Origin of the sequence: Aidingimonas halophila, from assembly GCF_900106955.1 — a bacterium.
Classification (GTDB): domain Bacteria; phylum Pseudomonadota; class Gammaproteobacteria; order Pseudomonadales; family Halomonadaceae; genus Aidingimonas; species Aidingimonas halophila.
Genome location: NZ_FNNI01000002.1, coordinates 127,867 through 143,711 on the forward strand (window position 1 = coordinate 127,867; position 15,845 = coordinate 143,711).

13 protein-coding genes are annotated in these 15,845 nt (G+C 58.6%); 2 read left to right on the plus strand and 11 right to left on the minus strand.

The features are described 5' to 3' along the window. The first annotated feature begins 134 nt into the window (after positions 1–134). On the plus strand, positions 135–1,796 hold the full coding sequence (locus BLW01_RS03900) for a BCCT family transporter (protein ID WP_092568202.1): 1,662 nt from the start codon (positions 135–137) through the stop codon (positions 1,794–1,796). Positions 1,797–1,863: 67 nt separating this feature from the next. Here BLW01_RS03900 and BLW01_RS03905 read toward each other — a convergent pair whose 3' ends face one another. From BLW01_RS03905 to BLW01_RS03915, 3 genes are all read right to left on the minus strand, one after another. After that, positions 1,864–2,589 (minus strand): 3'-5' exonuclease, encoded by a 726-nt coding sequence (locus BLW01_RS03905; RefSeq protein WP_092568203.1) that lies wholly within the window; start codon positions 2,587–2,589, stop codon positions 1,864–1,866. Between the two features lie 5 nt (positions 2,590–2,594). After that, positions 2,595–4,508, minus strand: coding sequence for a DUF294 nucleotidyltransferase-like domain-containing protein (locus tag BLW01_RS03910; protein ID WP_092568204.1), 1,914 nt, complete (start codon positions 4,506–4,508; stop codon positions 2,595–2,597). A 170-nt stretch (positions 4,509–4,678) separates the two neighbouring features. Further along, positions 4,679–5,086: a DUF4168 domain-containing protein gene (locus BLW01_RS03915; protein ID WP_092568205.1), complete on the minus strand. Its 408-nt coding sequence runs from the start codon at positions 5,084–5,086 to the stop codon at positions 4,679–4,681. Between the two features lie 303 nt (positions 5,087–5,389). Here BLW01_RS03915 and BLW01_RS03920 point away from each other — a divergent pair, with 303 nt between their 5' ends. Continuing rightward, a complete protein-coding gene (locus BLW01_RS03920) occupies positions 5,390–6,175 on the plus strand; it encodes an EAL domain-containing protein (RefSeq protein WP_092568206.1) in 786 nt (261 codons plus the stop codon). A 22-nt stretch (positions 6,176–6,197) separates the two neighbouring features. On the opposite strand, the gene etfB is transcribed toward BLW01_RS03920, so the two are convergent. The 8 genes from etfB to mtgA all read right to left on the minus strand — a co-directional run bounded on the left by etfB (position 6,198) and on the right by mtgA (position 15,845). Further along, positions 6,198–7,025 carry an electron transfer flavoprotein subunit beta gene (gene etfB, locus BLW01_RS03925; protein WP_092568207.1) on the minus strand — a complete coding sequence of 276 codons (828 nt, stop codon included), beginning with the start codon at positions 7,023–7,025 and terminating at the stop codon, positions 6,198–6,200. Then, positions 7,015–8,292, minus strand: coding sequence for an electron transfer flavoprotein subunit alpha (gene etfA / locus BLW01_RS03930; protein ID WP_092568208.1), 1,278 nt, complete (start codon positions 8,290–8,292; stop codon positions 7,015–7,017). The genes etfB and etfA overlap by 11 nt, the downstream gene beginning before the upstream one ends. Next, on the minus strand, positions 8,289–10,277 hold the full coding sequence (locus tag BLW01_RS03935; protein WP_092568209.1) for a (Fe-S)-binding protein: 1,989 nt from the start codon (positions 10,275–10,277) through the stop codon (positions 8,289–8,291). The genes etfA and BLW01_RS03935 overlap by 4 nt, the downstream gene beginning before the upstream one ends. A 16-nt stretch (positions 10,278–10,293) precedes the next feature. Further along, positions 10,294–12,354 carry a dimethylglycine demethylation protein DgcA gene (gene dgcA / locus BLW01_RS03940; protein ID WP_092568210.1) on the minus strand — a complete coding sequence of 687 codons (2,061 nt, stop codon included), beginning with the start codon at positions 12,352–12,354 and terminating at the stop codon, positions 10,294–10,296. Positions 12,355–12,366: 12 nt separating this feature from the next. After that, positions 12,367–12,915: a 4-vinyl reductase gene (locus BLW01_RS03945; RefSeq protein ID WP_092568211.1), complete on the minus strand. Its 549-nt coding sequence runs from the start codon at positions 12,913–12,915 to the stop codon at positions 12,367–12,369. A 69-nt stretch (positions 12,916–12,984) separates the two neighbouring features. Next, positions 12,985–13,962, minus strand: a complete 978-nt coding sequence (locus BLW01_RS03950; protein WP_092568212.1) for a dipeptidase — start codon at positions 13,960–13,962, stop codon at positions 12,985–12,987. A gap of 170 nt (positions 13,963–14,132) precedes the next feature. Next, a complete protein-coding gene (locus tag BLW01_RS03955; RefSeq protein WP_092568213.1) occupies positions 14,133–15,065 on the minus strand; it encodes a Gfo/Idh/MocA family protein in 933 nt (310 codons plus the stop codon). Positions 15,066–15,143: 78 nt separating this feature from the next. Then, complete coding sequence (gene mtgA / locus BLW01_RS03960; RefSeq protein WP_092568214.1) at positions 15,144–15,845, minus strand: monofunctional biosynthetic peptidoglycan transglycosylase; 702 nt, start codon at positions 15,843–15,845, stop codon at positions 15,144–15,146.

The window sequence follows — 15,845 nt, forward strand, 5'->3', positions numbered from 1 at the left end:
GACATTGACAGCAACCGTGAATGAAACGAAATATTTCAAGGGTGGAAATAACGCAATAACGCGTCACAATAGAGTGGCAAGGGGATTGTTGATACACCTCTGGAATCCGAAGTCCTAAAGACGGAGATTTCCCTGTGGCAACTGATAACTCATCGCAAAATCAATACGAGGGATCGGAAGGCATTCCGGCGCCGGATGGTCCCGCCAACCTCATCGACACGGATTACGTGATCGGACAGGACAATATCGCCACGACCAAGTTCGGTGTGGACCTGGACCTGCACGGCAAGGTCTTCGCAATTTCGTCGCTGGTGATACTGTTCTTCGTCATCATCACCATGGCGCTCCAGAATCAGGTCGAGCCGGTCTACAACGCCATATTCAACTTCCTGACCGGCAATATGGCCTGGTTCTTCCTGCTGGCTGCCAACATCTTTGTCCTCCTATCGATCGTGCTGATCTTTACGCCATTGGCGAAGGTACGTATCGGTGGGGCACATGCGACGCCCGACTTCAGCTATCTGGGCTGGTTCGCCATGCTGTTTGCGGCCGGTATGGGCATTGGCCTGATGTTCTACGGCGTATCCGAGCCCATCACGCACTTCGATACCGCCCTAGGCGGCATCTCGACCGAAAATGGCGCACGAACCGATTGGGCACCGCTTGGCGCCGCTGAAGGGAATGAGGCTGCCGCTACCACACTCGGCATGGCTGCCACCATCTTCCACTGGGGCCTGCACCCATGGGGTATCTATGCCGTGGTCGCGCTGGCATTGGCGCTATTCTCCTTCAACAAGGGGCTACCGCTGACCATGCGCTCGATCTTCTACCCGATACTGGGCGAGCGTGTCTGGGGTTGGTGGGGTCATGTGATCGACATCCTGGCCGTTTTCGCTACCCTCTTCGGGCTGGCTACCTCGCTAGGGTTAGGGGCTTCTCAGGCCTCGGCGGGTCTCAGCTACCTGTTCGGTATGCCGAATACCAACGTCACCATGGTGCTCCTGATCATGGGCATCACTGCCGTCGCACTGTGCTCGATTCTGCTCGGCGTCGAAAAAGGGGTACAGCGGCTCTCCCAACTCAACATGGGGCTGGCGGCATTGCTACTGCTTTTCGTCATCCTGGTAGGGCCGACATTGATGCTGGCTACCGGCTTCGTCGAGAATCTGATCGCCTACCTGGTCAACCTGCCGGCTCTTGCCAACCCGTTCGGTCGTGAAGATGCCAACTTCACGCAGGGCTGGACAGCCTTCTACTGGGCCTGGTGGATCAGCTGGTCGCCGTTCGTCGGCATGTTCATCGCGCGCGTGTCCCGCGGTCGCACCGTCCGCGAATTCCTGATCGCCGTGTTGCTGGTTCCATCGATCGTCTCGGTCATCTGGATGACGGCCTTTGGCGGTACCGCCATCGACCAGGTCGTCAACGATGGCTTCGAAGGCGTTCAGGATGCGGCGCTTGAATTGCAGTTGTTCGAGATGCTCGGCCAACTACCACTGACCAGTATCACCTCATTCGTGGGTATCGTGCTGGTGATGGTATTCTTCATCACCTCGTCGGACTCCGGCTCTTTGGTGATCGACTCCATCACCGCTGGCGGTAAGGTCGATGCACCCAAACCTCAGCGTATCTTCTGGGCGATCATCGAGGGCGCCATCGCCATCGCTCTGCTGCTGGGAGGCGGTTTGACCGCCCTGCAGACGGCGGTCATCACGACTGGCTTGCCCTTCACCCTGGTGCTCCTGGTGGCCTGTTATGCCATCATCAAAGGGTTGCAAAGCGAACCGAAAGCAAAATAAGTCAGTCTATTGATCTCGCTGAAATGAGGGCGGCCATGATGGCCGCCCTTTTTCATGATATACCGGCCTAAATCCACAAATCGCCCAAAGGGGTGTCAGGTGAATAGTGGCGTGCCACCTGGGCCTGCAAGAGTTCCGCCGTGGCCAAGGCATCGGTGACGGCATGGTGAGATTGATAGGCCGGCAGACCGTACCGGACTCGACTGTTATGCAAGCGGATGGAGACCGGTTTACCACCCAGACGACGTTTGATACGCGACCAATAAGTCCGCCGGTGGAGTCGTGCTTCCAGCTCCATGGTGTCGATGACGGGAAACTGGAATCCTTCCCCGAGGCGGGCCTTGACAGCGGTATCAAGAAACTGCCGCTCGATATTACGGTAATGGACGACAATCAAACGGCCGGTCAGAACATCCAGCAATTCATCGAAAATCTCGCCCAAGTCCGGCGCATGGGCTATTTCCGAATGAGTGATGTGATGGAAAGCCACGGACTGACGAACCAATGGCCGAGGCGGTTTCACGATCCAGTAGCGGCGTTCCGCCAGGCGAATCCGGTGCAGGTCAAACGGGACCATGCCGATACTGACGATGGCATGACGGCGCTCGTCCAACCCCGTCGTTTCCATGTCGAGCGCCAACATGGGAACGTCCTCTATGGGTGTCTCGGAAGAGAAGGCGGAGAGCGAATAGTACTGCCGCAACGCCGGATGTGCCGCCTCGGTAGCACGCGAGGTCAAATACGGTAACCAATCGGGCCGCCGGGTGGAGGCCTTCGGTAGTGAACGAGGCATCCATCTCATCGCGAGCGTGACGTCGTCGGCATGGGATAACGGAATTTCAGGAATTTCTGTGCATTGCTCAACACCTGGAACGCGTCCTTCAAATGATGACGATCGCTATCTGAGACCTGCTCGGGCTCGATGTTGTTATCAGGCTCGCGCTCTGCCTTGATATCAAGGACCTGATGCCGGATACGCACCATCGAGATAAACTCAAGCGCATAGCTAATCCTGTCTCCGGTCCCGGACGGTAGAAGTGAAGTCTTGGCGATGTCATCAAGGCGTTCGAAAGGGTTTTGCGCCCGCGAGGCGCAGGCCAATGAATGTACACGGATGAGATCCACGATCGGCGCTGTTCCGCGGCGTTTCAGATTGATCGAATTGTTGTGCTTACCGTCCTTCTCCATGACGAACTTGCGAAAGAAGCCCAACGGCGGCGTTCGGTTGAGGGCATTGCGTGCCATGGCGGCCAGAAACATTGGACTTTGAGATGCTTTTTCTGCGACGAGATCCTGAAGCTGTTCGGCAAAGGTTTCTTCCCCATGAACACTATCGAGATCGAAGAAAATCGAACTGTGCAGCAAATGCTCCGGATTCGGCTTGTCGATCCAGTCGCTGAAATACTGCTTCCATACTGCCAGGGGCTGACGCCAGCGGGGATTGGTCGCCATGATATCCCCCTTGCAATAAGGATACCCACAGGCATCCAGACCATCACTGACCTGTTTGGCCAATGCCGCAAAGTAGTCGCCATGCTGGTCGGGATCGTAGGCGTCATCGAGGACCAAGGCGTTATCCTGATCACTGACGATAGTCTGGTCATTACGGGCCATGGATCCCATGACCATGAAGCAGTAAGGCACGGGAGGCGGGCCTAGGGAGAGTTCAGCCAGTTCCAGCAACCGCCGGGTGAAGCTGCGCCCGATGGTGGAAAGGGCGCTGCCAACCATTTGGGAATTCGCCCCCTCTTCGACCATACGCACGAATGTCGACTTCACGTCGGGCTCGAGGCGAGCCAGCCCTCCGACCGTCGTCTGAGCGAAAATGTTGCTGACCAGATACAAGCTACTATGTGTCTCATAGCGGATAATGTCGGACAGGTGCACCACTCCCAGTGGTCGACGGCGATACAGCACCGGCAAGTGATGAACATTATTGCGCAGCATGCACAGCATGGCTTCGTGCACGGACTCGTCGGATTGGATCGCAATCAAGGACTCGGTAACGAGCTCTCCCACCGGGACCTCGGCCGAACGCCCCTCCGCAACAACGCGATTACGAAAATCCAGGTCGGTCAGAATGCCGATAAGGCGTTTTTGGGTGCCATCCCGGTCCATGAATGTCCGCTGGGGATCACTGTCATCTTGCGAAGCCACGACCAGAACCGCCGAGGCATTTTCCTTGTTCATGCGCTGAGCGGCTTCCTGTGCCGGCACAGCGACATCGACCATGACCGGGGCGCGGGAAACGAGCCGTCGGACTCGCGTAATCATGGTGTCATTACGGTTGTGCTGTTCTTCGACGACGGCCTTGAGGCGCGTCCGTCCCAGTTCAACGAAGTCAGCGAACTGATCATCCGCCTCACAGAGTCGCTGGAAAACCGTCTCGGGAATGAAATAGATCAGTGTATCTTCGATCGATCGGGCGGGATAACGAACACGGTGATTCCTCAGAAGGCTGAATTGACCGAAGATATCCCCTTCACCCAGCCGATTATAGAGTTCACCGTTACGACGGCGAATTTCCACCGCGCCTTGCCGGATGTAATGCAGATCGTTCACCTCCTGATCATAACTCAGGATATCCGACCCGGCTTCGAAATAGGCGACTTCCACATGGCTCGCTACATCATCGAGCAATTCATCGGAGAGCCCCTCGAAAGGGGGAAAGCGCGCCATGTGTTCACGAATGTCTAGCAGCTCGACGTCCATTGCCTTTCCTTCCTGTCTGACAAGGAAAGTTTGATTGGCATGATGGTGGCTGTAAAGCGCTCGACGCTTGCTATTGCCCAGAGACACGAAAGGCCACCGATGTGCTTCGGTGGCCTTTACGCTTTCATGGCTTGCCCAAAAGAAGGCAAGCGATCAGACAGGCTGTTGTCTTACTCTTCAGCCATGCCTTGCACGCGCTCCATCATTTCAGGATCCTGCTGGATGGCCTGGCCGATGGCATTGAAGGTATCGACATCCAGACCGCTGTCTTCAACGATCTCTACCATCTTGTCATTGGCTTCCATCCGGATTTCCTGCTGCTCGGACTCGTCTTCCGCTTCCTGCAGTTGCTCGGTGTAGTCCTGCGACACCACAGCAATTTCCTGGGATGCATCGGCAAACATCTGAAGCTCTTCGTCGGAGAAGTCTTCAGCAGTAGCAGCGGCGGCGGGATCCTGTTCCGTAGCGGCGGGATCCTGTTCGGAAGCAGCAGGGTCTTCTTGCGCCATAGCAGCTGACGCAGTCATAACACCGGCAGAAAGCAGGGCTGCAGAAAACAGGGCAGTCATCCGTTGCATGAAAAAATACCTCCAAGGGTTCTTGCTGTGTGTGTGCACACATGTGACGACACCCGCTGCCATGGGTTCAAACTTTTTACGTATCTTTATGAAACATATTGTCAACTTTTGTTATTAAAGCAATGAATGACCTCGAACACGGGGTTCCAACGCCATGTCAGACTCAAGAAAGTGCCGTGCCTGACGATAACCCATGATAATGTCCGGTTGACGCTGCCTCGTTATCATTACATTAATGGCTATAAGTCCATGCCACCTCGGCAGCGACACTGCAGAGTCAACAAACGAGTATCAGGAAAGCTCATGGGTCACTGTGCACGTGTCAATGACACCTGCGGCCGTTGCGATACGCCGCTCCCTTTCGATTTCACCATGGCATTCCAGCCAATCGTGGATGTCGCCCACAACCGAATAACGACCCATGAAGCCCTGGTCCGTGGACCCGCCGGCGAATCGGCGTTCAGCATCATTTCCCAGGTTACTCAGGACCTGATGTACCGATTCGATCAGAGCTGCCGTGTCAAGGCGATTCAGTTGGCCAGCCGTCTGGGCATGCAGGAACGACTGTCGATCAACTTCCTGCCCAATGCCGTCTATGCGCCTGAAGCCTGCATTCAAGCGACCCTGGAGATATCGAAACAGGTCGGCTGGCCCGCCGAGCGTATCGTGTTCGAGATCACGGAAACCGAACTGGTGGAAGACCGTGCTCATCTGAGCAACATCATCGACTCCTACCGATCGATGGGATTCATGACGGCACTGGATGATTTTGGTAACGGTTACGCCAATCTGGACCTGCTGACCGACTTGCATCCCGATTTTCTGAAAATCGATCGTGAACTGGTTCAGGACTGCGATCATGACAAGCGGCGGCAATCGCTGCTCAATGCCATCATCGCCTTGTCCATAGACCTGGGTATCCAGTTGATTGCCGAAGGGGTCGAAACGCAGGCAGAAGCCTGCTGGCTGGCAAGCCAGGGTATCGTCCGCCAACAGGGGTACTTTTATGCAAAGCCTTCCCTGGCAAGCCTGGCGCCCCATCCTCACTCCCAGCTATGTACCGTACGCGAGGCGATAGGGCTGTCTTGATCGAGGATGAAGGGTCAGGGAATCAGCGCAACACACCCTCCTCCTTGAGAAGTTTGTGAATGGCAGCCGCCCCTTCGTCGGGCGTGACATCGGTCAGGACCTGACCGCCACCGCCATCACTCTTGGCTGCGGCCGCCTTGAACCGTTCTCGGGCCGATGTCGACTTGACGATCTTGAGTCGCTTGGGGCGCTTCCGCGCCGGCTCGACGTGCCATTCGTCCTGCGCTTCATCATGAACGGCGGGCTGTTCGACGACCGCCAACGTCCCTCGGCGGGCAGGGCCGAAAGCACTCTGACGGGGAGACGTGGCAGTCGCATTGACCGTGATGATGGCCGGCAACCGCACACTGAGCCGCCGTCGTTGCCCTCTGGGGAGCGCTTGCAGCAAGGTCGCCACCCCCTCGTCGACCGCTTCGACAGCGACGATGCCACCCACGATCGGCCATCCCAGAGATTCACTGAGTTGATAAGGCAGCATGCCCGAGCCTTCCCCCTGCTCGGTACGCTCGCCAGCGATCACCAGTTGGGGAGCCAATGACTCGGATAGCGCGTGGCTTAGCGCAGGCAGCACATCGGCTTGGGAGGGCTGCTCCACCAGGGTCACGCTATCGGCACCGGTCTCGGTGTATCCCGATGACATACCTAGATAGCCACGCATGGAGGCCTCACAGGCATCATCGAATGGCCCGGCATGGACCAGTTCGATACGCGCTGCCGATAGAGAAAGCGCCAACTCAAGGCCGCGGGCATCCTGATCGGCACGGCGGGCCCGTCCGGTGACGGGATGACGCCCTACCGACAACAGAACGGCGACTGTCAGCGAAGCGGGCTTGGTCAGTTCATGCGGCATCACGTTGCTCCTCACGCTCTTGTTCGACCCTGGCCACCAGCGCTGACAGAATCTCACCGGCATCCCCGATGACGGCGAGATCCGCCCGTTTGATCATGTCGCAGTCGGGATCCTTGTTGATGGCCACCACCTTGTCGCAACGCTGGATACCCTGCAGATGCTGAATGGCCCCGGAGATACCGACAGCGACATAAACACGAGCCGTGACCCAGGTACCCGTGGCGCCGACCTGACGATCACGAGCCATGAATCCGTCGTCTACGGCGACACGCGATGCTCCCTCGGTAGCGCCAAGAACCCGAGCGGCATGGTGGAAGCCCTCCCAATCCTTGACGCCATTTCCGGCGGAAAGAATGAATTCCGCCTCGGCCAGCGCAATACTGGCCGGGTCGACAGGGACTCGGCCCTGGTCCTCGATACGGCTCAACAACGGAAGCAAGGGATGGGAGAGCGTCAAGACACTCGCTGCATGATGGGTTTCACTCACCGGCTCAGCACACTCTTCGAGAGCCAGGATGACGCGTGATAACGGACGCTGAATATCCAGGCTTCCCGCCCCGCCTCGCGTGGTACAACGCCAGCCTTGAGCAGTCTCAGGCGCGCTCTCGAGCGACCACAAGCCGGTCACGGGGCGTTCTCCCAGTCGTGCCGCCAACCGTCTTCCCAGATCCGCACCGCCGGTGGCCGCATCCGGCAGCAGCCAGAACCGAGGGGCGAGTTCGCGCTCTACCGCTTCCAATGCCCCCAAGCGAGCTTCGGGCGCGTATCCTTCCAGAGCGCTATCCCCACACTCCATCAAACGATCAACACCGGCATCCCCCCACTGGGTCTCTTTATGTGCTCCCATCACAATCGCCAGAACCGCCCCTGGCGACTGGGCATCGGCGTCGGCCAACTGGCGAGCCAGGCCCAGCAGATCCCGGTCATGTGACGACAACCTACCACCAGGCATATCCGGCACCACGGTAACGAGAAACGCCGGGGATTCGATCTCTATATGGCGGCGTTGTGCTGTGGGCTGCTGCCTTCCGGCCGACGGCGCCGCATTGCCCATCGGCTGCTGACTACCGCCACGATCGATACGCTTGATGCCATTGGGCCCGATGAAACCGCATCGGTGCGGATCGCATCGACGTACACCACTGGGCCCGGTCCATGTCACCATTGCAGCGCCGGCTCCCTGATCGTCCATTAGCCGATCATGCTCGGGATGGCGTCGGTTGCGGACAATCCGCTCTTGACGAGGATCACGGCGAGGCAGAGTCATGACACGACCTCCTGGCTGCTGGACGCATTGTCGGAAACGGTTGGTGGGACAGCATCGGAAGACGACTCCACAACCAGGGCATCGGCCGCGAATTCGGCAATATCACGTACATCGGCGGGAGAGTCCACGACCCCTTCCAGCATCGCCGTGCACTGAGGACACCCGACCGCGACCAGGTCGGCACCGGTTTCCCTGACATCATTCATGCGCATGTCGGGAATCCGCTGCTTGCCGGGAATATCGGTAATCGCAGCGGCGCCGCCCCCACCGCAGCAACGTGAGCGATGACCGGAGCGCGTCATTTCCGCTACATCGATACCCAAGGCCTTGAGCACATGGCGTGGCGCTTCGTACTCGCCGTTATAACGACCGAGATAACAGGGATCGTGATAGGTTACCGTCCCTCGCTTCCATGACGTGAATTGCAATCGGCCAGCGTCATAAAGCTCGGCAATGTAGGTGCTGTGATGGGAGACGGTATAATGGCCACCCAGCTCGCCATACTCGTTTCGAAGCACGTGAAAACTGTGCGGATCGCATGTCACGATACGCTGGAAGCGGTACTGCGAGAGCGTGGCGATGTTGCGTTTGGCGAGCGATTGGAAGGTTGCCTCATCACCCAGACGTCTGGCGACATCGCCACTATCACGCTCTTCGTCGCCAAGCACGGCAAAATCGACCCGAGCAGCGCGTAATACCTTGATGAGGGCACGCAGCGTTCGCTGGTTACGCATGTCGAATACCCCATCCCCCAGCCACAGCAGTACCTCGGCCTGGCCGACATCGCGCATGAGAGACAGGTCGAGATCAGCCGCCCAGTGCATGCGTGAGCCGGGATCGAAGCCGCCGGGATTATCCGTCGCAATCAGGTTGTCGATGACTTCCGCGCCCTTGTTGGGCGTACTGCCTTGCTCCAGCGTGAGGAAACGACGCATGTCGACGATGGCATCGACATGCTCGATCATCATCGGACACTCCTCGACACAGGCGCGGCAAGTCGTGCACGACCACAGCGTATCGGCATCGACCAGCGTCTGGCCCGCCTGTGCCACGATCGGCCCCTGAGGATCACCGCGATGTTCTCCAATGGGCCGGTCAGGGTACGGACTCCCGTGATAGCCGGCATCCGTCCCCCCCGCCATGCCGACGACCATATCCTGAATCAGCTTCTTGGGATTGAGCGGTTGACCAGCGGCAAAGGCAGGACATACCGCTTCGCAGCGCCCACACTGTACACAGGCATCGAATCCCAACAACTGATTCCAGGTGAAATCACTGGGTGTCTGTACCCCCAGCGGCGCCTGCTCATCGTCCAGATCCAGGGCCTTGAGGCCGGTCGAGCGCCCCTCTCCTCCGGAACGCGAGGAAAACCGCTCCGGACGCCGGTGAAACGCCAGATGAAGGGCGCCGGCAAAGGCATGCTTCATGGGACCGCCCCAGGTCATGCCCAGGAACAGTTCGGCGATGCCCCAGGCCACCAGGAGCGTCAGAGTCGCTGCCAGTACCCAACTGCCGGCATCCTGAGGCAGAATCCCTACTGTCGGCAGTGTCGCCAGCAATACCCCCAGCGAGAACGCCATCAGACTCCATGGCAGACGCATCCAGGGACCACGCGACAATCGCGCTGGCGGATTACGACGGCGTCGCATGACGAACAGGCTGCCACCGAACATCACGGCACTGGCGGCAAGCAGCGGCCAGCCGAGCACGCCTTCCGCCAGGTTCAGGCCATGCACCAGGATCATCAGTACGGCTGCCAGGACGAACCCGCCGGCAGTCGCCACATGCGTGTTGGACATCACCTTGTCGCGCGCGACGACATGGTGAAGATCCACCAGATAACGTCGCGGTACGGCAGCCAGGCCCCGGAAAAACGGTACGGGCGACGGACGTCCTTGACGCCAAAGCCGGATACGCCGCCAGGCACCGATAGCGGCCAGCGCCAAAGCAACGAAGATCAGTATGGGCAAGAGGGTGTCGAGCATCTCGGCTCTCCTCGCGTCAGAAATCCTTGCAAATCCTTAGCGCGTCATAGATGGCAGCATGAGTATTCCGCGGTGCCGTGCAATCCCCCAGCCGGAACAGCAGAAACCCTTCGCCCTCCTCACTCAACCAGGGCTGAGGCTTGATGGCATACAGCGCCTCGAGATCAAGCTGGCCACGGTTGCGCGATTGCGGTTTCAATGCGTAATAGAGCGCTTCATCGGGTCGCAAGCCGTTTTCGACCACGATCTGGTCGACGACTCGCTCTTCCTGCGCGCCGGTGTATTCGTTTTCGAGCACCGCCACCAGCGATTCCCCTTCGCGGTAGACCGTCGGCATGGACAGATCCGACGTCATGATGACCTCTTTCTCGTAGAGGCTTCGGTAATAGGTCGGGAAGGTGGTTCCTCCGACGGCCGATCCCGGTTTGATATCGTCAGTGACGATCTCCACCTGGGCGCCCTTTTCGGCCAGATAGTCCGCTACGGATACGCCGGCGAACTCGCAGATGGCATCGAAGATCAGCACGTTCTTGCCCGGCGCAACGGCACCAGACAGGATGTCCCAACTGCTGACGACCAACCCGTCATCGGCCCCCCATCCAGGGTTTTGTGACAGGAACGGCGTGCCGCCAGTCGCCAGCACCACGATGTCGGGACGCAAGTCATTGATGATGGCTTCATCAGCCCGCGTGCCCAGACGCAAATCGATGCCCAGCCGCGACAGTTCGAGTTGATACCAGCGTGTGATTCCGGCGATCTGGTCGCGTTGCGGCGCCTTGGCCGCCAGCGTGATCTGCCCGCCGAGCTGTTCCTGGGCTTCAAACAAGGTGACCGTATGCCCCCGCTCGGCCGCTACCCGTGCGGCTTCCATTCCACCGGGCCCACCACCGACGACCACCACACGACGATGAGGCCCCTCGGTGGGTTCGATCTGATGCGGCAGCCCCATATACTCTCGCGAGGTGGCGGCATTCTGGATACACAGGACATCCAGTCCCTGATACTGACGATCGATGCAGTAATTGGCCCCCACACACTGCTTGATCCGGTCGACCTGGCCCATCTTGATCTTGGCAATCAGATGCGGGTCGGCAATGTGCGCGCGCGTCATGCCTACCAGGTCAACGTAGCCGCCCTCGAGAATGCGCTCCGCCTGGTTCGGGTCCTTGATGTTCTGGGCATGAATCACCGGGGTATTGACGACTTCCTTGATACCTGCCGCCAGATGCAGGAACGGCTCCGGCGGATAGGACATGTTGGGAATGACATTGGCCAGGGTGTCATGCGTGTCGCATCCCGAGCCCACGACGCCGAAGAAATCCACTTGGCCGGTGGCATCGTAATAGGCCGCGATCTGCTTCATGTCTTCATGGGTCAGTCCATCCGGGTGAAACTCGTCACCGCAAATGCGCATGCCCACCACGAAATCATCACCGACCTCGGCCCGTACCGCCTTGAGCACCTCCATGCCGAAGCGCATCCGGCCCTCGAACGTACCGCCCCACTCGTCGGTACGCTTGTTGACCCGTGGACTCCAGAATTGATCGATCAGGTGCTGATGCACACAGGAAAGCTCGATCCCATCCAACCCGCCTTCCTTGACGCGGCGCGCAGCCTGGGCGAAATCGTTGACGATACGCCAGATATCCTCTTCTTCGATGGTCTTGCAGGTCGAACGGTGGACCGGCTCGCGGATACCGGACGGCGACAGCAGTGCCGGCCAGTCGAATCCATCCCACCGTGAACGACGCCCCATATGGGTAATCTGGATCATGATCTTGCCGCCGTGACGATGCACCGCCTCGGAAAGATTCTGGAAATGCGGAATGATCCGGTCCGTGGTCAGGTTCACGGAACTCCACCAGGGTTGAGGACTATCGATCGACACCGGTGAGGACCCCCCACAGATGCATAGCCCACAGCCCCCCTTGGCCTTCTCCTCGTAGTATTTGACATAACGTTCAGTGGTCATGCCGCCATCAGTGGCATGTACCTCGGCGTGAGCCGTGCTCACGACCCGGTTACGGATAGTGAGATTGCCGATCTCGATCGGCTGAAAAAGTGCGTCGAATGCCATGGTGGTCGGTCCTCAGCCCTGCTGCTCGGATGAACGCGGCGTCACGGTGAAATAGCCCACTTCACAACCTTCTTCAGCGGCGCTCTGGGTCTGCTCGGCTACAGTCCGGAGATCACTCCCGCGACTGGCGAGAATCTGATCCATGGCCCCGGCGAACCAGCCAGTGAACATGTAGTCGACCTTGCGCCCGACCTTGCCCAGTTGATAGACGAACGCACTGTGTTCCAGACGAACCCGCGCGCTCCCGGCCGCGATGTCGATCGCGTCGGTCGTGAACGTCCCCCAGCCACGCTGAGACAGACGTTTCATGTAGTGCTCGAAGACGGCTTTGCCTGTCAGGCCGTGCAGTTCGGCCTCCTTCTCGCACCAGTGCCAGGCACTCTTGTAGCCAGCGCGATAGAGGATATCGGCATAGGACTCGACACCCAGTGCTTGCTCCACGGCAATATGGTTATTGACGAAGAAATGCCGCGGCACATACAGCATCGGCAACGCATCTGTGGTCCACACGCCGGTCTCGCTGTCCACCTCGATCGGCAATTCGGGAGCCATCTTTGTCACGGTCGTATTCCTCTATCATTGTTGCTTTCGTCAGCGGAGCGTCCGCTGGCAGCCTTCTCGAAATATGGCTCAGGCACCCCAGACGTCTTTCAATACACGCATCCAGTTTTCTCCCATGATCTTGCGGACCTGATGCTCGCTCAGCCCTCGCTTGAGAAGCGCTTCGGTCAAGTTGGGAAATTCGCCGATGGTACGAATGCCCTCGGGATTGATGATCGTGCCGAAATTGGTCAGACGGCGGGCGTAGCCCTTGTCATGTGTCAGCCACTCGAAGAACGCCTGATCCTGCCCCTGGGTGAAATCGGTACCGACACCGATGGCGTCTTCGCCGACGATATTCATGATGTACTCGATCGCTTCGACATAGTCATCGACCGTGGCGTCGACACCCGCACGCAGGAAAGGAGTGAACATGGTTACGCCGACGAACCCACCGTGCTCGGCGATAAAGCGCAGTTCATCGTCACTCTTGTTGCGTGGATGTTCCTTGAGCCCGGCAGGCAGGCAGTGGGAATAGCAGACGGGCTTGCGCGATTCGAGGATCACTTCTTCGGAGGTCCTGGCGCCGACATGCGAGAGGTCGCACATGATGCCGACGCGATTCATCTCGGCGACGATCTCGCGTCCGAAACCAGAGAGGCCGCCATCACGTTCATAACAACCGGTGCCCACCAGATTCTGGGTGTTGTAGCACATCTGCACGATACCGACGCCGAGACGCTTGAATATCTCGACGTACCCAATCTGGTCTTCGAAGGCATGGGCATTCTGAAAACCGTAGATAATGCCGGTCTTGCCCTCTTCCTTGGCACGCGTAATGTCGGCGGTCGTATGGACGGGGCGCACCAGGTCGCTGCACTCGGTCATCAGTGCATTGGTGGCAACGATGTTATCGACTGTGGCCTGAAAACCTTCCCATACCGAGACGGTGCAATTAGCGGCGGTCAGGCCACCGCGACGCATATCCTCGAGCAGTTCTCGGTTCCATTTGGCGATGATCAGGCCATCGATGACGATGGCATCGTCGTGCAATTCGGCAGGGGTCATGGTCGGGCTCCAACAAGCTGACATAAACTGTCTTTCTTGTCGGCAGCATAGCCCGCCACTTGCTGTTCACGACGCCTGTATGCGACCGCCAAAATTCCAAAAGCGTCACCCCTGTCGCTACTGCGACAGGAGAGGCTTCAGGCGCACGGTGATGGCACCGGGAATGTGGATCAGGCAGAGTCACTGAAAGGCGCAGCAACCGTACGGCGCCCGTTAAGGAAGGCATCGGCGACATGACGCAATGGGGTGACGTCGACATCGCTCTGTCCGGTGCGGATCAGTTGAGAGAAGCGTTCGTAGAGACCGGGATATTCGCGATCCTTGCCCTCATATTCGAGCTTATCGTCGATCCATAATTGACTCCCCCCCTGGGCTAATGTCATTCGTCCCACCGATGTGTCGACATGAATGTCCCAGGTTTGCGGCCCGGTCTGGAGGAAATCGAATTCGGCGCCGATCGGCAAGCCATCCCGATCGCTGAATGTCAGGGACGCCGCGATGGGGGTCTGGCAGTTTTCGGGTACCGACAGACTGGCTGTCTGGAGGAAGAAGGGGCGCGGCAGAATCGCCGTGGCGATCGACAAGGCATTAATGCCTGGATCGAAGACTCCCATTCCGCCCGGTTCCCAGAGCCAGGTCTGACCCGGGTGCCAGTGGCGAACATCTTCCTTCCACTCGATATTGACTCGCTCGATGCGGCGCTCACTCAACCAGGCGGCGGCATGACCGACTGCCGGCGCATAACGTGAGTGCCAACTGGCGAATAACGACCGATTCGCCCGAGTGGCACTGGCCTTGATGTCTTCGACTTCACTGAGTGTGGCACCCGGCGGCTTTTCCAGCATGACGTGCTTACCGGCGGCGAGCGCCTGACACGCCTGGGAATGACGTAATTGCGGCGGTGTGCACAAGGCGACGGCATCGAGTTCGGGCAGGTTCTCGAGCAACGCATCCAGAGAGGGGAAATTGGGCACGCCACTCAACGACGCATGCGGATCGGCAATGGCCACCAGTCGATAGTTGGGATCGGCCTGGATGGCAGGAAGATGCTGGTCACGCGCGATCTTACCGAAGCCCGCGATAGCAATATTGATAGGTTGCATAAACCACGACCTGATTTACCGAAAGCAGCCAGCATAGCGTCCCTGGTCATGATCGCCAAGCCAGCATGTTGCCTGCGGTCATAAGCGTTCCAGGTACCCAGCACCGAGATTGCGCATCTGTTGGCGAATCCACAAGCTGCGATTCTCGACGTATGGACCGGGCCGGGCTGCGTGCCACTCCCTGGGGTTGGGAAGTACGGCCGCCAGGCGGCTGGCCTGCATTTCCGTCAACTCGCTCGCCGGCACATTGAAATAATGCTGGGCGGCCGCTTCCAGTCCGAACACGCCCTTGTCCCATTCAACGATATTGAGATACACCTCGAGAATTCTCTGTTTGGGCCATAGGGTTTCAATCAACAACGCAAACCATGCTTCGAGCCCCTTGCGAACCCAGCTCCGGCCGGACCACAGGAACAGGTTCTTGGCCGTTTGTTGCGTGATCGTACTGGCTCCCCGTAAGCGGCCGCCATTGCGGCTGGCTTCCCACGCCTTGTGAATCTGTTCAAGATCGAAACCGCGATGATCGGGAAAGCGTTGATCCTCCGCCGCAATGACAGCCAGCTTGGCGTGATCGGAGAGCCGAGGCCATGGCTGCCACTGCTGTTCGACGGTCAACGTTTCGCCGGACAGCCAGGCCTGCACCTTACGCTCGGCCATGACCATGGAACCGAAGACCGGCACGACCCGGAACAGCAGTACCAGCACCAGCGACATGATGACGAAACCGATGGCCGTCATCACGGCAATGCGCAGCCCCTTACGTATCCACCCTTGCATCAT

Excerpts from the sequence above, each read along its gene's own strand:
- dgcA (WP_092568210.1), bottom strand. The coding sequence starts at position 12,354 with ATGGCATTCGACGCACTTTTTCAGCCGATCGAGATCGGCAATCTCACT.
- etfA (WP_092568208.1), bottom strand. The coding sequence starts at position 8,292 with ATGACTCTGCCTCGCCGTGATCCTCGTCAAGAGCGGATTGTCCGCAAC.
- BLW01_RS03915 (WP_092568205.1), bottom strand. The coding sequence starts at position 5,086 with ATGCAACGGATGACTGCCCTGTTTTCTGCAGCCCTGCTTTCTGCCGGT.
- BLW01_RS03955 (WP_092568213.1), bottom strand. The coding sequence starts at position 15,065 with ATGCAACCTATCAATATTGCTATCGCGGGCTTCGGTAAGATCGCGCGT.
- mtgA (WP_092568214.1), bottom strand. The coding sequence starts at position 15,845 with ATGATGCAAGGGTGGATACGTAAGGGGCTGCGCATTGCCGTGATGACG.
- BLW01_RS03910 (WP_092568204.1), bottom strand. The coding sequence starts at position 4,508 with ATGGACGTCGAGCTGCTAGACATTCGTGAACACATGGCGCGCTTTCCC.
- etfB (WP_092568207.1), bottom strand. The coding sequence starts at position 7,025 with ATGCCGCATGAACTGACCAAGCCCGCTTCGCTGACAGTCGCCGTTCTG.
- BLW01_RS03905 (WP_092568203.1), bottom strand. The coding sequence starts at position 2,589 with ATGCCTCGTTCACTACCGAAGGCCTCCACCCGGCGGCCCGATTGGTTA.
- BLW01_RS03935 (WP_092568209.1), bottom strand. The coding sequence starts at position 10,277 with ATGCTCGACACCCTCTTGCCCATACTGATCTTCGTTGCTTTGGCGCTG.
- BLW01_RS03950 (WP_092568212.1), bottom strand. The coding sequence starts at position 13,962 with ATGACCCCTGCCGAATTGCACGACGATGCCATCGTCATCGATGGCCTG.
- BLW01_RS03920 (WP_092568206.1), top strand. The coding sequence starts at position 5,390 with ATGGGTCACTGTGCACGTGTCAATGACACCTGCGGCCGTTGCGATACG.